The following is an 18436-nucleotide window of genomic DNA, read 5'->3' as shown; positions in this document are numbered from 1 at the left end:
TTGCGTTGGGTTTAAAGCAATGTATACACTGTCTGCGCCGATACGCGTAGACGATTCGTAAGCACGTGTGCGCTCTGGATACCGCATCCCGCGGTATCCATGCATTACGATGGCCGTAATCAGTCATAGTGTAAGAATGGAATTCAAGCCACACGGAAAGGTGCATGCCATGGATAGCAAGGACGAGTGCAAGCAGCCCCTGCGCGAGAAGAGGGAGACGAAAAAGCCCACCGATCCCTACATTCGTGCCGAGAACGAGGATGACGACGGCTACGATCCTTATAGCGATCGTCGCCCCGAGCGCGAGCCCCTCTTCGAAGCCGACCCCTGGCGTTAAGTAGCTGATTTGGGACGGGGCTTTTTTAGCTACTTTGTTTTCGGCTAGAGGCGTTCATGCCTGCCCCCTCGGCCGCTCGATATCCTCCGGGAGGGGCCACTAATAGAAAACTTGCTTATCCATTAATCAAGATACGCATAATCTTGCTCTCCTGCTAATCAAGAATCGTTATAATCTTGATTAGCAGGAGAGCAAGATTGGAGAATTATGGCATTCAACGACTTGGTGGCTCAAAAAATAAAGGACTTTGAGCAACAGGGGATTCCGCAGGTCTTTGAGCGCGACCTTGATCTGGGCAACCCGCAGGAGCCAAAGCGCGACAACATCGTATATGTGATTGTGGGCGCCCGTCGTTGTGGAAAGACGTATCGCCTGTATCAGGAGATACGGCGGCTTCAGGGCCAAGGCGTCGAGCTTGACCGGATGCTATATTTCAATTTTGAGGATGAGCGCTTGCGTCCGTATGAGCCATCGCTACTAGCGGACGTGCTCGATACATTCTATGCACTATATCCTGCTGCTCGAGGCGAGGGCGCCTACCTTTTCTTTGACGAGATCCAGGAAATACCCGAATGGGGTGCGTTTCTGCGACGCGTGGTCGATACGGAGAAGGCGACCGTTTACGTGACGGGATCTTCTTCTAAGATGCTGTCCTCAGAACTTAAGAGCGAGTTCAGGGGCCGTTCTCTTGTGCGAGAGCTTTTTCCGTTGAGTTTTTCGGAATACGTCCGATATAAGACGGGGAGCGTTCCTGAGTCGAACGCGCCCTTCTCCTCAAGCGCTGCAGCGTTGCTCCGACACCATCTGGTCGGATATCTCGAGCGAGGGGGATTCATCGCGACACTTGAGCAGACGCCCGCAGACGCGATTCAGCTGCTACAGGAATATGCGTCGCGAACGGTCGCTATGGACGTTGTGGAGCGTTACGACGTCAAGAGCCCTCGTTTGGCCTCACTGTTTCTGACGCGGTGTATGGCATCTTCGGGACGAGAGCTGTCGGTGAACAAGGTGTACAACGAGTTCAAGAGCAGGCAGATACCCGTCAGTCGTAATTCGCTCAGCGACTTACTTGAGTATTACGAGGACGCCTACCTGCTGTTTTCTGTGCCGGAGTTTACGCGTTCACTTGCAAATAATACGCGGTCTGCGTCTAAAGTCTACGCTGTCGATCCTGCGATGTTTGGAGCATTCTCTCCCGCATCGGCATTGGACCAGGGCCAGAGGCTCGAGACTGCGGTGTTCAATGCGCTCAGAAGAAGGACTCCTGCGGTGCGGGTCGGTTCGGTCTGCCGCCTACTGGTCAAGGAGAAGAATAAAAGCCATGAGGTTGACTTTGTGGCTGGGGATGCACTTCTCATGCAGGCTTATAGCCTGACTCAGGTGAGTGTGGATATGGCAAGCGAGAAAACGCGCGAACGCGAAATTGCAGCCCTCGATGCCTCGATGGCCCAGTTTGATCTTGGCGAGTCGGTAATCGTTACTATGGATGAGCAGGCCGATATTCCATGTGAACACGGTGTGGTACACGCTGTGCCCGCATGGAAGTGGCTCCTTGCCTAATCATCTACGGATCTGTGGGGCCAGGACCTCCTGGCCCCTTCATCACGGTTGGGGAGTACCATGATGCGCCCGGCTAGTCCTGGGCCTTGATGCTCGGCAGCAGAATCTGGGCGATGTAGTCGCATTCGAGCTTGGTGGCAGCGTCGGCCTTGCCGTCTTTGCCGACCAGCACGCTCTTGATCTGGCTGTAGGTGTAGCGGTTGCCGGTCGTAAGCTCGACAAGCTCAATGGCTGTGTCCATGGGATAGGCCGACACGGGGTTCTGCGTGCGCCCGTTGATGGTCTGGGGCACCACGTACGGATAGACGGGGCCGCTGGCGTAGACGGTATAACCGTTGCCTAGATTGGCCGCACCCAAAACCGTATCGCCCTCATCGGGCGTAAAGCTCTCGCCCTCGCGCACCGCGACGAGCGTCACAATCGGCGTATCGCTGTCGCCGGCAAGATAGATGCATAGCGTGCTGCCATTTTGCCAAGTCTCGACCTTGCCGTACCATTCGACGGGGATATCGAGCTGGTAGAGGTCGGTTGCCTTGTGACGGGCGTCGGCATCACGGGCTGCCTGTGCCTTTTGCGCGCTCAGGGCATTGACGGCGGCGTCGCGCCGCGCGGTTGCCGCCTGCTGGAGCACCTTGGCGGTGGCGGCGGAGCTCGCGCCTCCCTCCTCGGCATATTTGGCGGCGGCATCGATCTGGTCGTCGGTTACCGTGTCGGCCGAAGGCACCTTGAGTTTAAAGGCAGCCTGGGCACTTAAATCCTGTCCATCGCTCTTAACGGTGACCTGCGTCTTGGTGGTCGGGACGGTATAGATGGTGCCGTCGGCCGCGATGGGGGAGGCAGCGATGGAGAGCGTGTAATCGCCGGGCAGCAGTTTGATGCCGCGGCCGTGCTCGTCAACGTAGAGCGTTTCGCTCACAGAAGAGCCGTCGGAGTCCTGGCCACTCACCTGCACGGGGATCTTTGAGCCGGTGGAGCAGTCGAGTCCCGCGGCATGTACGCCAATTTGCACCGACATCATGGTATGGGCGTTTGCGGCAACTACGGCGGCCTGCTCTTGCTGGTATCCGTTCCAAGCCGCATAGCCCGCGCCGCCGGCGACGAGCGCGACGGCCACGACACCGGCGACCATCAGATTGCGGCGCTTGGGCGACATCTTGCGATGGCGGACCTCGGCCTCGCGTGCCGAGGGAACGGACGGCAGGGGTATATCGCCCATGGCGATGGTCTCGTCCACGGCTGGTGCGGAACCCAGGCCAGGAAGCTCGCGAGTCAGCGAATCCTCGGCCGGCAAGCTGTCGAGCAAGACGGTTTCCTCGCCCGTGTCGGATTCGGGCTGGTTGCCGGCCTCGCTTTCGGTGCCTTCGTGATCTGCCTCATCCTCGGCAGGCTCAACGTCGCCTGCATCCTGATTATCGGATTGCGCCTCGGTTTCCGGCTCATCCTGCACATCAACGCCCGAATCGTCAAACGCAATCTCATCGAGTGAAATCCGGTCTAAGCTCTCCAAGGCCTCAGCGCAAGCTTCTGCATCTTGGGCCGCATCCTCTTGGCCCATCGTCTCATCATTCATACATCCCCCAAGCTCAATATCGGGACAACACTGTACCCAAAAATGGAGCCATATAAAGCGCGTGCGAAATATAAGATCCGATTTAACCTGAGCGCATCGTTCGGCCGCATCCTCGCGGCGGCAAAAGGCCCCCGGAACGCGAACGAATCACATTCCGGGGGCTCTACAATGCGTTGAGTTGCGCGGAGCCGGCTATGCTGCTTCGTGCTCAAGCGATGTCTGCGCCGGGCGCGTTACTCGGCGTGTGCGTAATCCACCTTGGCGCGGCGAGCGGTAGCCTTCTCCCAATCGCTGGTGCCCTCAAAGACATCCTGCTTGTAGGGATTGCGGCCGAGCTTCTTGGCGCGGTAGGCGATGTAGATGATCGCGGCGACGTTGGCGACCAGTGCGGCGATCGAGACCGCGGTAGCGGCGCCGGGGTCGAGCGTGGAGTGGGTCACAAAGATGGACTCCTCCTGGAAGTAGGGGAATACCTGGGCAAACATGCACCAAATAGCCAGCGTAAAGGCGCGGTTCTGGATCCAGCCGCCCTTGTTCCAGATAAAGGCGGCGACGGTGGGCGCCAGCAGCAGCGCAAAGCCGCAGAACCAGGAGTGGGTGGGCAGGCAGTTGTAGGTGTAGCAGAAGTTCCAGATATCGTAGGCGATGATGTAGACCCAGGTCATGTCGGGCCACAGCATATCGGTCTGATCCTCGGAGGCGTAGACGCTCCACCAACCGGTCATGCAGAAGATGTTGATGAGACCGGCGATGCCGTTGAACACGTTGTTCCAGCCGGCCAGCTGCGTAGCACCTTCGGAGGTGACCCAGGTGGACTCGCCCAGGACAAAGAAGTGATAGGCGCTCTCAAAGTCGGATACGACGGCGATCATGATGTTGATGGCGACGATCACAAACGGCCATGCGCGGAACCAATGCGCCTTGCCGATCTTTCCCCACTGGTACTTAATGGCAATGAAGCCCCAGCAACCGGCGAGCGCCGCGTATACCTTGGCGTAGTGGAACCAGCTGTTCTGGTACACATGGGTGGGGTTGGTGAGCGCCCACTCGGCGCCTTGCGAAACGCCCACGGCGATGGCGACGCAGTAGATGGTCATGGCCAGCGGAGCCACGCCAAAGATGATTGCCGCGCCCAGCTTGGTGCGGCGGCCGACTTCGTTGAGCACGATCAGGCCAATAAAGACCATGGCCCAGCCGGCCCAGTGGATAAGGGTATCGCTACCCCAAACATCGAACAGCATGCTGCTCTCCTTTCACACGCCCGCGGCCCCTCTTCTGATCGAGGGCAGTTTGGCCAAATGTCGTCAGTTCTGGGGCTTGCGCTCCGGATACTTGGCGGTATAGCCCTCGATGTGGAGTGTCGAGGCGATGATTTCCTTGACCGTTTCGTCGGGCACATCGGGGTGCGTGCGGATATACATCAAAAGGCCCATGATGAGGGTGTAGAACGTCTCGTAGACATGGTCGATGCGTAGCTCATGATGGGCGACAAAATCCACTACGGTGGTGTCGCAGATATACTGCGCCACGCGCTGGACCACGTTGTGCAAAAAGCCGCCGTAGAGCGCGCCGCTGCTCGAGGTAAGCGTGCTCGGCAGCTCGTGGCCGCTGGCGACCAGGCGCTTAAAGAGCGGGGCGACGGTGTCGAGCGCGCCCTCGATATCACCGACGGTGCGGTCGGCGTTCCACCGCTCGAGTTCGGAGATAAAGTCGTCGATCGCCTCGTCCATAACAGCGGTGACGGCGGCGTCCATGTCGGCGAAGTAGTGGTAGAACAATGAACGCGTGCAGCCGGCTCGCTTGGTCACGGCCGATACCGATAGGTGGGACACGCCCAGCTCGGAGCTTACGGTGCGCACGGCATCGAGGATCTCGCGACGGCGTTCGTCGCCCGTCAGGCGCTTTGCCGCGCTATCGGATGCGGGGACGGCATCGACCACAGAGGTACCTGCTGTGTTATTGCCCATGTTTTGCCGCCTTTCATCCTCTTTTGCCTGACCGTTCGCCTAACAGTCTTGAATATTGTTGACGGTTCGTCAATACTATTTTTGACACAATGTCAACAATGGCGGGTGAACGGCATGGGGGCATGTCCGGCCTGCAAAAAAAGAGGGGCGCTGCGGTCCCGCCGGGCTGCGGCAAGAGAAGGGACAACCATGATTCTCAACGGACCGGGGATTAGTTACACCGAGCCCGACATCGGTTCGGAGTTCGTGCCGCCGCTGCCGGAGCATCCGCGCGAGGCCATCGTCAAGCTGTGCGAGCACTGCACCAACCGCCTGCTGCATCGCGACGAGCTGCTGGGCTACGAGTACTGGTCGTTTGCCGAGGCCGCAACCGACGAGCAGGCCGAAGTGCTCTGCAAGATGAAGATGCGCCGTCCCTATACGCTGCCCGAGATGGTCAAGCTCACCGGCATGCCCGAAGCCGATATCGAGAAGATGCTCGACGACATGAGCTACACGGGTCTGCTCGAGTACAACTGGGAAAACCCCGAGCGCGCCAAGCAATGGGTGTTGCCCATGCTGGTGCCGGGTTCTGCCGAGTTCCTCAACATGCGCGTGAGCCAGCTCGAGGAGCACCCGGTCTATGCCAAGTTCTTTGAGCAGGCGTCCGAGGGACCGCTGTCCAAGGCCACGCCGATGGTGCCGCCCGGAGGCGCCGGCATCGGCATGCACGTCATTCCGGTCGAGAAGGCCATCGACGCCGCGAGCACCTCGGTGCCGATCGAGCATATCGAGCATTGGCTCGACAAATACGATGGCAAATATGCCGCCAGCACCTGCAGCTGCCGCGCGAGCCGTCGCGTGATGGGTGAGGGCTGCGCCGACGACCCGGCCGATTGGTGCATCGCCGTGGGCGATATGGCCGACTACGTGGTTGAGACCGATCGTGGCCATTACGTGACCCGCGACGAGGTTTACGACATCTTGCGCCAGGCCGAGGACAACGGCTTTGTGCACCAGATCACTAATATCGACGGCGAGAACAAGATCTTCGCCATCTGCAACTGCAACGTCAACGTGTGCTACGCCCTGCGCACCTCGCAGCTGTTCAACACGCCCAACCTGTCGCGCTCGGCCTATGTCGCTAAGGTCGAGAAGGACAAGTGCGTGGCCTGCGGTCGCTGCGTCGAGGTGTGTCCGGCCGGCGCCGCCAAGCTGGGCCAGAAGCTCTGCAGCAAAAAGGCCGGCGGACAGGTGCCCGAGTATCCGCGCCAGGAGCTGCCCGATGCCACCAAGTGGGACCACACCAAGTGGTCGCCCAACTACCGCAACGACAACCGCATCGAGACGCATGAGTCCGGCACCGCTCCCTGCAAGACGGCCTGCCCCGCGCACGTTGCCGTTCAGGGCTATTTGAAGCTCGCGGCTCAGGGTCGCTATGACGAGGCGCTGGCACTCATTAAGCGCGAGAACCCGCTGCCCGCTATCTGCGGCCGTGTGTGCAACCGCCGCTGCGAGGACGCCTGCACCCGCGGCCGTGTGGACGCCGCCGTGGCCATCGACGAGGTCAAGAAGTTCATCGCCCAGCGCGATCTGGATGCCGCGACCCGCTACGTCCCGCCCGTGGTGACGCCGACGCGCGCTGGCGGCTTTGATCAGAAGATCGCCATCATCGGCGCCGGTCCGGCCGGTCTGTCCTGCGCCTTCTATCTGGCCGAGAAGGGCTACAAGCCCGTCGTGTTCGAGAAAAACGAGCGCCCGGGCGGCATGCTCACCTACGGCATTCCCAGCTTTAAGCTGCAGAAGGACGTTATCGAGGCCGAGGTCGAGGTCATTCGCCTGATGGGCGCCGAGTTCCGCTATGGCGTGGAGGTCGGTCGCGATGTGACGCTCGACGAGCTTCGCGCGCAGGGCTTTAAAGCCTTTTACGTGGCCATTGGCTGCCAGGGTGGCCGCCTTGCCGGTATTCCGGGCGAGGATGCCGAGGACGTGACCGTGGCCGTCGACTTTTTGCGCGAGGTCAACAGCGGCAAGATCGACGCGCTGCCCGGGCGCACCATCGTGGTGGGCGGCGGCAACGTGGCCATCGATGTCGCGCGCAACGCCTGCCGTCTGGGTTCCGAGCACGTTGAGATGTTCTGCCCGGAGAGCGAGGTCAAGATGCCTGCCAGCGAGGAGGAGCGTCGCGAGGCCATTGAGGACGGCGCGCACATTAGCTGCGGCTGGGGCCCCAAGGAGATTCACCTGGACGAGGCCGGTCGTGTGTGCGGTATCACCTTTAAGCGCTGCACGCGTGTCTTTGACGACGAGGGCCGTTTTGCGCCCGAGTATGACGAGAACGACTTGCGCCGTGTCGATGCCGACCGTGTCGTCATGTCGATTGGCCAGTCCATTGTGTGGGGCGACCTGCTGGCTGGCTCCAAGGTGGAGCTCGGCCGCAGCCAGGGTGCCCTTGCCGATCCGCAGACGTACCAGACCGCCGAGCCCGACATCTTTGTGGGCGGCGACGTCTACACCGGTCCCAGCTTTGCTATCGACGCCATCGCCGCCGGTCACGAGGCCGCCGTGTCCATCCATCGCTTTGTGCAGCCGGGCTCCACGCTCACCATCGGCCGCAACCAGCGCCGCTACACCGCGCTTGACCGCGACGATGTTGTGATTGAGAGCTATGACAACGCAAGCCGCGAGGTGGCACGTGTCGACCGCGAGCGCGAGAAGGCTGCGCCCTTTAGCGAGTACGTCGAGACCTTTACCGAGGAGCAGGTGCGCGCCGAGACCGCTCGCTGCTTGGGCTGCGGTGCCTCGATCGTCGACCCCAACAAGTGCATCGGCTGCGGCCTGTGCACCACCAAGTGCGCGTTTGACGCCATCCATCTGGATCGCGACCGCCCCGAGTGCTCCACGATGGTCAAATACGAGCAAAAGCTCCCCAGCCTCGGCAAGTACGCTTTGAAGCGTGCGATCAAAATCAAATTTGGGAAGAAATAAAAAACGCAACAAACAAGAGAACGGCGTAGAGAACGGTTGGACAGCGAGCGAGTCCCAGGCGTGGCGAGGTGCCTTGAAAGAGGAGGGCATAGGGCTTTTGCCCATGCCCGACGATTGAAAGGCAGATCGTCCGTCTGGGGCTCGCGCAGCGTCAAGTCGACCGCCGTTCGTTAGAACGGCGGAAGAAAAAGTGCATGAATTAGGAATCGTCTATCACATCATTCGCGATGTCGAGAATGTGGCGCGCGCCAATGGCGTGAGTCGCGTTTCGAGCGTGACGCTGCTCCTGGGCGAGGTCTCGGGCGTCGTTCCCGATCTGCTGCTTGATGCTTGGCGCTGGGCGGCAGATAAAAAGCCTATCACGCAGGGCGCGGAGCTTATTGTGGAGCCTGTCGAGGCCGTGACGCATTGCGAGGCGTGCGGCTGCGACTACGCGACGGTCGAGCACGGCAAGACCTGCCCCCATTGCGGTAGCGGCGAGACCTATCTGCTGCAGGGCCAGGAGGTCATGATCAAGCAGATCGAGACCCCCGACGAGGACCCGACAGACGCTGCCCCCGACGGCCTATCCGATGCCCCCGATGCCGTCGACGCCGCCAACCCCCTCCACATCGCCTAACTTAGTCGTTGGGGACGTTCTTAAACGACTAGTCATTAAAGAACGTCCCTAACGACTACTTTGCTAGAGCATATTTCTTACCATTAGTCAAGCACCATCTGTTTAAACGAAATAGCCTCAACGCGAGCACATTTGTGTCTGTTTAAAACCGGCAATAATGAACAGCGTGCTCAATTCGGTCATGTAAATAGATCAGCTATCAATCCTCAGCAGCAAATCAGCCAAAATACTGGAATGTAATCAGCTTGTAACAAAACAAGACGTTTAAACAAATAATGCTACCTTTTGCAGTTTTTCAAACAATTCTGCTGTATTTGCAGCTATACTCCATAACTGTCGTGTAGGAATTACGTAGACAAAAAGGAGGTTATGTGATGGTAAGTATTGTTCTTGCTAGCCATGGTGACTTGGCGGCTGGAATCAAGCAGACGGGCTCGATGGTCTTTGGCGATCAGCCGTCTGTTGCCGTGGTCTCGCTCGAGCCGAGCATGGGCCCCGACGACTTCCGTGCCAAGGTCGAGGAGGCAATCGCTTCCTTCGAGGACCAGGAGCAGGTGCTCTTCCTCGTTGATCTGTGGGGCGGCACGCCGTTCAACCAGATCAGCGGGCTCATCGAGGGCCACGATTCCTGGGCTATCGTCACCGGTGTCAACCTGCCTATGCTCATCGAGGCATATTCGCAGCGCTTTGACGCAAAGAACACTGCACATGCGATCGCAAAACATCTCGTGACTGAGGCTAAGGCCGGCGTGCGCGTCAAGCCCGAGTCTCTGGAGCCCGAGGAGAAGAAGCCGGCTGCGGCCGCCGCTGCTCCTGCGGGTGCCATTCCTCCGGGAACGGTGATCGGCGACGGGCACATCAAGATCGCCCACGTCCGTATCGACACGCGCCTGCTGCATGGTCAGGTGGCCACCACGTGGACCAAGCAGATCAACCCCAACCGCATCATCGTGGTCTCCGACGGCGTTGCTCACGACGAGCTCCGCAAGACCATGATCGAGCAGGCTGCCCCTCCGGGAGTCCACGCCAACGTCGTGCCTATCAAGAAGATGGCCGAGGTCGTCAAGGACACGCGCTTTGGCGACACCAAGGCGATGCTGCTGTTCGAGAACCCGCAGGATCTGCTCAGGGCCATCGAGGCCGGCGTCGACATCAAGGAAGCCAACATCGGTTCCATGGCCCACTCCAAGGGCAAGGTCGTCGTCACTAACGCTGTCGCTATGGGCGATGACGATGTCAAGACCATCGAGGCTCTCAAGGCCAAGGGCGTCAAGTTCGAGGTCCGCAAGGTTCCTTCGGATTCCTCCGAGGATCTCGACGCCATGTTGAAGAAAGCTAAGGCCGAACTGGCCGCTCAAGCATAGTAAAGGAGGGTCCGATACATGTCTGCAATCACTATTCTGCTTGTTGCGATTGTCGCGTTGCTTGCCGGTATGGAAGGCATTCTGGATGAGTTCCAGTTCCATCAGCCGCTCGTGGCATGCACGCTTATCGGTCTCGTAACCGGTCACCTTCAGGAGGGCATCCTCCTGGGCGGTTCGCTCCAGATGATGGCCCTTGGCTGGGCTAACGTCGGCGCCGCCGTCGCGCCTGACGCCGCTCTGGCCTCGGTCGCTTCTTCGATCATCATGGTGCTCGCCCTCAACGGTGGCGCCACCGATTCGGCCAAGGCCGTTACCGCCGCCATCGCCGTCGCCGTCCCGCTGTCGGTCGCTGGTCTGTTCCTGACCATGATCTGCCGTACCCTGGCTACCGCTATGGTTCACGCCATGGACGCCTGCGCCGAGAAGGGCGACTTCGCCGGCATCGAGCGTTGGCAGTACGCCGGCATCCTCATGCAGGGTGTTCGTATCGCCATCCCGGCAGTACTTCTGTGCATCATCCCGGCCGAGGCCGTTACCAACGCGCTTAACGCTATGCCCGATTGGCTGTCCGGCGGCATGGCTGTCGGCGGCGGCATGGTCGCTTCCGTCGGTTACGCCATGGTCATCAACATGATGGCCACCAAGGAGACCTGGCCGTTCTTCATCCTCGGCTTTGTCCTTGCTGCCATCCCTCAGCTCACGCTGATCGCCCTTGGCCTCATCGGCATCTCCCTTGCCCTCATCTACCTTGGCCTTAAGGATCTGGCCAAGCAGGGTGGCGGCATGGGCGGTGGCTCCGGTGACCCGCTCGGCGACATTCTGAACGATTACGAGTAGGAGGGGAGTGATACATATGGCAGAGAACAAGATTCAGCTCACCAAGGCTGACCGTAAGAAGGTTTGCTTCCGTCATCAGTTCCTTCAGGGCTCGTGGAACTACGAGCGTATGCAGAACGGCGGCTGGTGCTTCGCAATGATCCCTGCGATCAAGAAGCTCTACACCAGCAAGGATGACCAGATTGCCGCTCTTAAGCGCCACCTGGAGTTCTATAACACCCACCCCTATGTTTCCGCCCCCGTCATTGGCGTTACCCTCGCCCTCGAGGAGGAGCGCGCCAACGGTGCTCCGATTGACGACGTCGCCATTCAGGGCGTCAAGGTCGGTATGATGGGCCCGCTCGCCGGCGTCGGCGACCCCGCCTTCTGGTTCACCCTTCGCCCGATTCTGGGTGCACTGGGCGCTTCCCTGGCCCTGTCCGGCAGCATCGCCGGTCCGCTGCTGTTCTTCTTCGCGTGGAACATCATCCGTTACGCCTTCCTGTGGTACACGCAGGAGTTTGGCTACAAGGTCGGCTCCTCCATCGCCAAGGACCTCTCCGGCGGTCTGATGGGCAAGGTCACCGAGGGTGCTTCCATCCTGGGTATGTTCATCATCGGCGCCCTGGTCGAGCGCTGGGTGTCCATCTCCTTCACCCCGGTCGTCTCCAAGGTCACGCAGTCCGCTGGCGCCTATATCGACTGGGCCAACCTGCCCGCCGGTTCTGAGGGCATCAAGCAGGCATTGACGATGTACAGCTCTGTCGGTGCCAACGCACTCGACCCGGTGAAGGTCACCACGCTTCAGGCCAACCTCGATCAGCTCATCCCCGGCCTTGCCGCCGTGTGCCTGACCCTTCTGGTCTGCAAGCTCCTCAAGAAGAAGGTCAGCCCGATCGTCATCATCCTGGCTCTCTTCGCCGTCGGCATCATCGGTCGCGTCTGCGGCTTCATGTAAGCACGCTTCGGCTTAAGACCGAGAGTTGCTAGGCAAGGGCTTTTGAGCCATTGAAACGGACCGCACCCGGTGGGTACACTGGATGCGGTCCGATTGTTATTATTGGAGGGCGAGGCGCGTATGGCGCAATCTCAGAACAGCACGGTCGATCTGGCAACGCCGGCAACCTGCCTGATGGGGCTTACCAGTCACGGTAACGTGATGGTGGGCAATAAGGCGTTTGAGTACTATAACGAGCGCAATCCCGAGGATTATATCCAAATCCCGTGGGACGAGGTCGACTATATTGCCGCCGAGGTTTTGCGCGGCACCAAGAAGATTACGCGTTTTGCCATCTTTACCAAAGAGAATGGCCACTTTACGTTTTCGACGCGCAATGACAAGGAAACGCTTCGCGCGGTGCGTAAGTACATTGACGAGGACAAGCTCGTTCGTTCGCCCGACTTTATCGATGTGACGGCCAAGGGCGCCAAGAGCATCCCCTCCGTCATCAAGAACCTTTTCCACAAAGGCAACTAGCCATTAAAGAGCGCCCCCCTAAAGTGGGGCGCAGTCTCCCATGTGGCTCGATCGGGAAAGTGCATCCCAGTTCGAGCGTCGATTCCGGGGTGTAGTTTCCGGAACGGGGTCGTTTGGGAAACCGTGTCCCGTTTCGAGCCGAAATTCTGGGACACAGTTTCCCAGCGAGGTCCCATGGGGAAAGTCTGACCCAGAATTTGCCTGGATAGTGGGACGCACTTTCCGGAGGGCTGTTCCACCGCAACTTCGAAGAGTGGCTACACGCTGCATCACAACGTGTAAATCTGCTACACTAGTACAACATGCCTCCGTAGCTCAGGGGATAGAGCACCGCTCTCCTAAAGCGGGTGTCGACGGTTCGAATCCGCCCGGGGGCACCAGAAGATTATAACGGCGTCGCGAGAGCGGCGCCGTTTCTGGTTTGTGGGAGCTGCCGACGGATTAGGACCGTCGACACCCGCGTCACCAATTTCCCCGCGGGGGGAGTTTTCGAATCCGCCCGGGGGCACCAGAGATTTGCCGAGCCCGGTACCGCTACGGTGCCGGGCTCTTCTGGTCTAAGGGCAGGGTTCGAGCCGTCGACACCCGCGTCACCATTTTCCCCGCGGGGGGAGTTTTCGAATCCGCCCGGGGACACCAGAGATTGATCGAGCCCGGTACACCGTCACGGTACCGGGCTCTTCTGGTTCATGTCATGTCAAAAACGAAGCGCCCGCTTGCTGGGGAAGCAAGCGGGCGCCTGTGAGCGAATATGTTTGCGGCGAGAGCCGTGATGAGCGGTGGGGTGGCGACTAGTTGGTCGTACCGGAATCGTCGCCCGTGCCCGAGCCAGAGCCCGAACCCGAACCAGAAAGTGCGACCGTCAGCGTAATCGTGCTGTCGGTGGACTGCTTGCCGGTGGGGGAGACGCCCGTAACGGTGGCGTTTTCGTTGCCGCTCACGGGGTTGCCGTTCTGGTCGCAGAACGCGATGTTGTAGAACCCGGCGTTGTTGAGCGCGGTGACGGCGGCGGAGATGCTCTTGCCGTACAGGTTACCCGGAACGCTGGCCTTGCCGGACTTCTTGGCAATGACGACGGTAATCGTGGCGCCGGGCTTCTGCTTACCGCTGGGGTTCCAGCTGATCACGGTGCCCTCGGTAACCGAGTCGTTCTCCTGGTAGCTCACGTCGACGCCAAAGCCTGCCATATCGAGGGCGTTGCGCGCCTGGGCCTCGGTCATGTCGGTCAGGTCGGGGACGGACGTGGTATCCGGGCCGCTCGAGACCTTGTACGAGATGGTCGTGCCCTTCTCGACTTCCTTACCGGCGTCGGTGCCCTGCTCAAAGACCTGGCCCTCATCGGCCTCGTTGGCCTCCTCGGTGGCGTTGCCCTTTAGGCCAACGCTTGCCAGTGCCGCCTCTGCCTGGTCCTTGGTTAGACCGACAAGCTGGGGAACCTCAACCTTCTCGGAGGGCTTGGGGCCCTTGGAGATCACCAGGTTCACCTTGGTGCCCTTGGCCTTCTTGGTGTGGCCGTTGGGCGTCTGCTCGGCGACCTTGCCCTCGTCGACATCGTCGTTGTAGCTTTGGTCGATGGTGCCGACCTCGAGGCCGGCTTCCTTGATCAGCTCGACGGCAGTCTGCTGGTCCTTGCCCAGCACGTCGGGCACGGGGACCTGCTCGCCGCCAAAGAGTCCTGTGGCAAAGGCCACCACGATGCCGATGACGGCAACAGCTGCCACCACGGCGGCGATGATCTTGTTCTTGTTGGATTTGGGCTTTTCGACCTCGTAGGAGCCGGTGGAGCCCGAAACCGAGCTACGGGCGGTATTCTGGCCGCTCACGCCCGAGACGGGACGCACCATGGCGCGCGTCTGATCGGAAAGCTCGCGAGTCTTGGTGGCGCCCAGCTCACCGGGGGCACCGATGATGCGCGTGGGCTCCGAGATGTTGACGGCACGGCCCGACAGGTAGCTGTTGAGCACCTGACGCAGCTCGTCGGCGGTCTGGAAGCGGTTTGCCGGGTCCTTCTCCATGCACTTGAGGATGATGCGCTCAAGGTCGGCGTCGACACCGGAGTTGATCTGGCTTGGCGGAATAGGCAGCTCGTTGACCTGCTTGAGTGCGACCGAGATAGCGTCGTCACCGTCAAAGGGAACGCGGCCGGTGGCGCACTCGTACATCACGACGCCCAGCGAGTAGATATCCGAGGTGGGGCCGAGGTCCTGACCACGGGTCTGCTCGGGGCTGACGTAGTGGGCGGTTCCCAGCACGTTGTTGTCTTGCGTGAGGTGGCTGTTCTTGGCGCGCGCGATGCCAAAGTCCATCACCTTGATGTTGCCGTCGGGCAGCACCATGATGTTCTGCGGCTTGATGTCGCGGTGGATGATCTCGTGCTTGTGGGCGACCGAAAGCGCGGAGCTGATCTGCGAGCCGATCTGGGCGACCTTCTTGGGGTCGAGGGCGCCGTGGCTCTTGATGCCGCTCTTAAGGTCGGTGCCGCGCAGGTACTCCATGACGATGTAATATGTGTCGCCGTCCTTGCCCCAATCGTAGACGCCCACGATATAGGGGGAGGAGAGACCGGCTGCTGCCTGGGCCTCCTGCTTAAAGCGTGCGGCGAAGGTTGCGTCGCCAGCATACTGCGGCAGCATGATCTTGACGGCAACCGTGCGGTCGAGGACCTGGTCCTGTGCACGGTAGACGGTCGCCATGCCGCCTGTCCCCACCTTATCCTTGAGGAGGTATCTTCCCCCGAGGACCCTCTGTTCCATTCCTGCTCCTAACATAACTATTCGCTCAACGATGTGTGTAGTACCTACGATGTGGCCGCTGGGGCCGTGTGGCGCGTTGCCGCTAACTCTTCGGCCGCGGCGCGCCTCGGGTGTCCGATTCGATCATGGGCATCACGCTCCCTGTGCAGCAAGCGCCGCGGTCAGGACGATGCCGGCGATCTTGGCGGCCTTGACGTCATGCTTGTCGTAATCCTCCAAGGCCACCGAGATGGCGACTGTGGGTGAATCGTAAGGTGCAAAGCCAACGAACATCGAGTTGACGTTGGTGCCGCCAGTCTCGGCCGAGCCGGTCTTGCCGGCGACCTTGACGCCGGGGACCTGGGCATCGGTGCCGGTGCCGGACTGGACGACGGCAAGCATGGCCTGCTTGACCTGGTCGGCCGTGGCGGAGCTGACGGCCTGACCAAGCGAGCGGGACTGCGTGGTCTTGACCACGGTTCCGTCCGGGGCGAGTACCTGGGCTACAAAGTACGGGTCCATGACCACGCCGCTGTTAGCGATGGCGGCGGCAATCACGGCGTTTTGCATGACGGTGGTCTGCGGGCCGGGCGTGTGGTCCATGCCGACAGGCTGGCCGGCGCCGGCCCAGGCGGTCTCCCACTCGGTCATGAGCGACGGGTCGGCCATGATGGAGGCCGCGGAGGTCAGGTCCTGGCCGAGCTTTTGGCCGTAGCCGAAGGCGTTGGCAAACTGCACGAGCGTGTTTGCGCCAACTTCGTTTGCCACCTGGCCAAAGACGACGTTGGAGGACACGGCAAAGGCCTGCTGCAGGCTGATGGTACCGTAGCTCTCGTTGGCATAGTTGGTGACCGGTGCGTTGCCGATGTCCATGGAGCCGGGCGCCTGGTAGGTGCTGGTAAGGCTGGCGGTACCGGTCTCGAGTGCCGCGGAAAGCGTAACGACCTTAAACGTTGAGCCCGGCGTGTACAGCGCGTCCATGGCGCGATTGTACATGGAGCCGTCCTCGCCGCCGCCCGTCTGCAGCAGGGCATCGATGTTGGTGTTGTCGTAGGTGGGCGAGCTGGCACATGCGAGCACCGCGCCGGTACGCGGGTCGATGACCACTACAGCGCCCTTAAAGCCCTTGAGCGCCTGCTCGGCAGCCGTCTGGATGCGCGAGTCGATGGTGAGCTTGGCGGTGTTGCCCGGCTGGGTCTGGCCCGCGAGCGACGCGATGGCGTTGTTCCAGCTGGAGTAGTCCTTAGAACCGGTGAGCGTGTCGTTCATGACGCTCTCGATGGCGGTGGTGCCATACTGCTGGCTCACGTAGCCAACCACGTGCGCTGCCAGGTTACCGTTGGGGTAGGAGCGTACGTAGGTGCCGTCCTCCTGCTGCAGCGACTCGGCCAGCGTCACGCCGTCGGACGTGATGATGGAACCGCGCTGGATGTACTTGGAGCGGGCGATGGTGTGGTTGTTGGTCGGCATGTCCTGATAGTCCTTGGCCTTGATGACCTGGACATAGGTGAGGTTGCCGATAAGGATGGCGAATAGCGCCGTAAAGGCGAGCACCGCACGGGTTAGACGGTTGGCGAGCGCAACGCGGCCGAGCACACCGGATTCAGGCGTGTCGAGCAGGCGACGGCGCATGCGCGAGCCGACGGAATGGCTGCCGCTGCCGTAGGAAGACGAGGTGGCAAAGCGCGTGCCCGTCGGGGCGGCGGCAGATGCGACCTGATCATCGGTGATGGCGGCCATAGTGCCGGTGCCGGTAAGCTCGGCCTCGCGTCCGGTCGCTTCGTCACCGGCGCGCAGCAGGAGCGCGACGATGATAAAGCTTGCCAGCAGAGAGGAGCCGCCCTGGCTCATAAAGGGTAGGGTGACGCCGGTCAGCGGGATCAGGCGGGTAACGCCGCCCACGATTAAAAAGGCCTGGAAGCTGATGGCGGCCGTAAGGCCCGTGGCGCTAAAGGCGGCGAGGTCGGATTTAGCGCGGGCAGCCGTGGTGAGGCCACGCACGGCAAAGAGCATAAACAGGATGAGCACGGCGCCGCCGCCCAAAAGGCCCATCTCCTCGCCGATGGCCGAGAAGATAAAGTCGGACTCGACGACAGGGATGTTGTTGGCCATGCCGTTGCCGATACCAACACCGACCAGACCGCCATCGGCAAGCGAGAAGAGCGACTGGACGATCTGGTAGCCCTGGCCCTGGGCGTCCTTAAACGGATCGACCCAAACCTGGAAACGCACCTGAACGTGAGACAGGAACTTGTAGGCGCCCACGGCTCCAACGGCTAAGAGCGCAAGGCCGATAACGACATACGAAAAGCGCCCCGTGGCAACGTAGAGCATCAGCAAGAAGATGGTGTAGAACAGCACGGCCGAACCCAGGTCGCGTTCGAAGACGACGACGAGCAGGCACACACCCCACACGGCAAACAGCGGCAGCAGCAGTCGCAGGCGAGGGATCTTAAGACCTAAGATCTTGCGGTTGGAGATGGAGAGCAGCTCGCGGTTCTCGGCCAGGTACCCGGCCAGGAACAGCACGATAAAGACCTTGGCGAACTCGCCGGGCTGGATGGTAAAGCCCGCGATGCGAATCCACAGCTTGGAGCCCGAGATCGTGGTGCCGATAAAGATAGGCAGCATCAACAGAATGATGCCGATAATGCCAAAGGTGTACTTGTAGCGCATGACTACGTCGAGGTTCTTAACCAACGCGAGCGTTCCCACCATCAGGGCCACCGAGACAAACAGGATGATGAGCTGTGAGATGGCGAGAGCGGGGGCGAGACGCGTCACGAACGTGATGCCGATGCCCGAAAGCACAAAGACAATGGGCAGGATGGCGGGGTCGGCACCGGGCGCCAAGATGCGCACGGCAATGTGGGCCGCGGCAAAGGCGGCAAAGAGGCCGATCGGTACGGCGAGCGTCTCAAAGGAGATGGCAGCGCCCGCGGTGAGGACGTACATCGCATACAGCAGGATGACGGGGAACGCCGAGGCGATGAGCAAGAGCAGCTCGGTGTTGCGGCGACTCATAAG

Annotated in this window: 13 protein-coding genes and 1 tRNA gene; 9 read left to right on the top strand and 5 right to left on the bottom strand. The window is 60.6% G+C overall.

The window, feature by feature from the left end; all coding sequences use genetic code 11:
* The first annotated feature begins 169 nt into the window (after positions 1–169).
* Positions 170–337 (top strand): hypothetical protein, encoded by a 168-nt coding sequence (locus AAAX31_RS06990; RefSeq protein WP_164473271.1) that lies wholly within the window; start codon positions 170–172, stop codon positions 335–337.
* A gap of 207 nt (positions 338–544) precedes the next feature.
* A complete protein-coding gene (locus tag AAAX31_RS06985; RefSeq protein WP_117655936.1) occupies positions 545–1897 on the top strand; it encodes an ATP-binding protein in 1353 nt (450 codons plus the stop codon).
* Between the two features lie 73 nt (positions 1898–1970).
* Here the strand turns inward: AAAX31_RS06985 and AAAX31_RS06980 are convergent, their stop codons facing one another.
* From AAAX31_RS06980 to AAAX31_RS06970, 3 genes are all read right to left on the bottom strand, one after another.
* Complete coding sequence (locus AAAX31_RS06980) at positions 1971–3467, bottom strand: hypothetical protein (RefSeq protein WP_349076654.1); 1497 nt, start codon at positions 3465–3467, stop codon at positions 1971–1973.
* Between the two features lie 233 nt (positions 3468–3700).
* On the bottom strand, positions 3701–4708 hold the full coding sequence (locus AAAX31_RS06975) for a DUF5692 family protein (protein WP_117770274.1): 1008 nt from the start codon (positions 4706–4708) through the stop codon (positions 3701–3703).
* Between the two features lie 63 nt (positions 4709–4771).
* The gene (locus AAAX31_RS06970) at positions 4772–5434 is read right to left on the bottom strand and encodes a TetR/AcrR family transcriptional regulator (RefSeq protein ID WP_117770275.1); all 663 of its coding nucleotides are present in this window, start codon (positions 5432–5434) and stop codon (positions 4772–4774) included.
* 189 nt (positions 5435–5623) lie between these two features.
* Between AAAX31_RS06970 and AAAX31_RS06965 the strand changes: the two genes are divergently transcribed.
* The 7 genes from AAAX31_RS06965 (at position 5624) to AAAX31_RS06935 (ending at position 13057) form a co-directional block, all read left to right on the top strand.
* Positions 5624–8401 (top strand): FAD-dependent oxidoreductase, encoded by a 2778-nt coding sequence (locus tag AAAX31_RS06965; protein ID WP_349076652.1) that lies wholly within the window; start codon positions 5624–5626, stop codon positions 8399–8401.
* A gap of 190 nt (positions 8402–8591) precedes the next feature.
* Positions 8592–9020: a hydrogenase maturation nickel metallochaperone HypA gene (locus tag AAAX31_RS06960; RefSeq protein ID WP_117583629.1), complete on the top strand. Its 429-nt coding sequence runs from the start codon at positions 8592–8594 to the stop codon at positions 9018–9020.
* 374 nt (positions 9021–9394) lie between these two features.
* The gene (locus AAAX31_RS06955; RefSeq protein WP_089573275.1) at positions 9395–10384 is read left to right on the top strand and encodes a PTS sugar transporter subunit IIB; all 990 of its coding nucleotides are present in this window, start codon (positions 9395–9397) and stop codon (positions 10382–10384) included.
* Between the two features lie 18 nt (positions 10385–10402).
* On the top strand, positions 10403–11221 hold the full coding sequence (locus AAAX31_RS06950) for a PTS mannose/fructose/sorbose transporter subunit IIC (protein WP_117564943.1): 819 nt from the start codon (positions 10403–10405) through the stop codon (positions 11219–11221).
* A 16-nt stretch (positions 11222–11237) separates the two neighbouring features.
* On the top strand, positions 11238–12158 hold the full coding sequence (locus tag AAAX31_RS06945) for a PTS system mannose/fructose/sorbose family transporter subunit IID (protein ID WP_117564942.1): 921 nt from the start codon (positions 11238–11240) through the stop codon (positions 12156–12158).
* A gap of 120 nt (positions 12159–12278) precedes the next feature.
* The gene (locus tag AAAX31_RS06940) at positions 12279–12677 is read left to right on the top strand and encodes a DUF956 family protein (protein ID WP_117564941.1); all 399 of its coding nucleotides are present in this window, start codon (positions 12279–12281) and stop codon (positions 12675–12677) included.
* A gap of 304 nt (positions 12678–12981) precedes the next feature.
* Positions 12982–13057: transfer RNA gene (locus AAAX31_RS06935), tRNA-Arg, on the top strand.
* Positions 13058–13468: 411 nt separating this feature from the next.
* Here AAAX31_RS06935 and pknB read toward each other — a convergent pair.
* Together pknB and AAAX31_RS06925 are read right to left on the bottom strand one after the other, a co-directional pair.
* Positions 13469–15430 carry a Stk1 family PASTA domain-containing Ser/Thr kinase gene (pknB, locus tag AAAX31_RS06930; protein WP_349076651.1) on the bottom strand — a complete coding sequence of 654 codons (1962 nt, stop codon included), beginning with the start codon at positions 15428–15430 and terminating at the stop codon, positions 13469–13471.
* Positions 15431–15562: 132 nt separating this feature from the next.
* Positions 15563–18433 (bottom strand): FtsW/RodA/SpoVE family cell cycle protein, encoded by a 2871-nt coding sequence (locus AAAX31_RS06925; protein WP_349076648.1) that lies wholly within the window; start codon positions 18431–18433, stop codon positions 15563–15565.
* Between the last annotated feature and the right edge of the window lie 3 nt (positions 18434–18436).

Source organism: Collinsella sp. CLA-ER-H5 (assembly GCF_040092375.1).
Lineage (GTDB): Bacteria > Actinomycetota > Coriobacteriia > Coriobacteriales > Coriobacteriaceae > Collinsella.
This window is presented reverse-complemented; position numbering and strand designations above follow the sequence as displayed.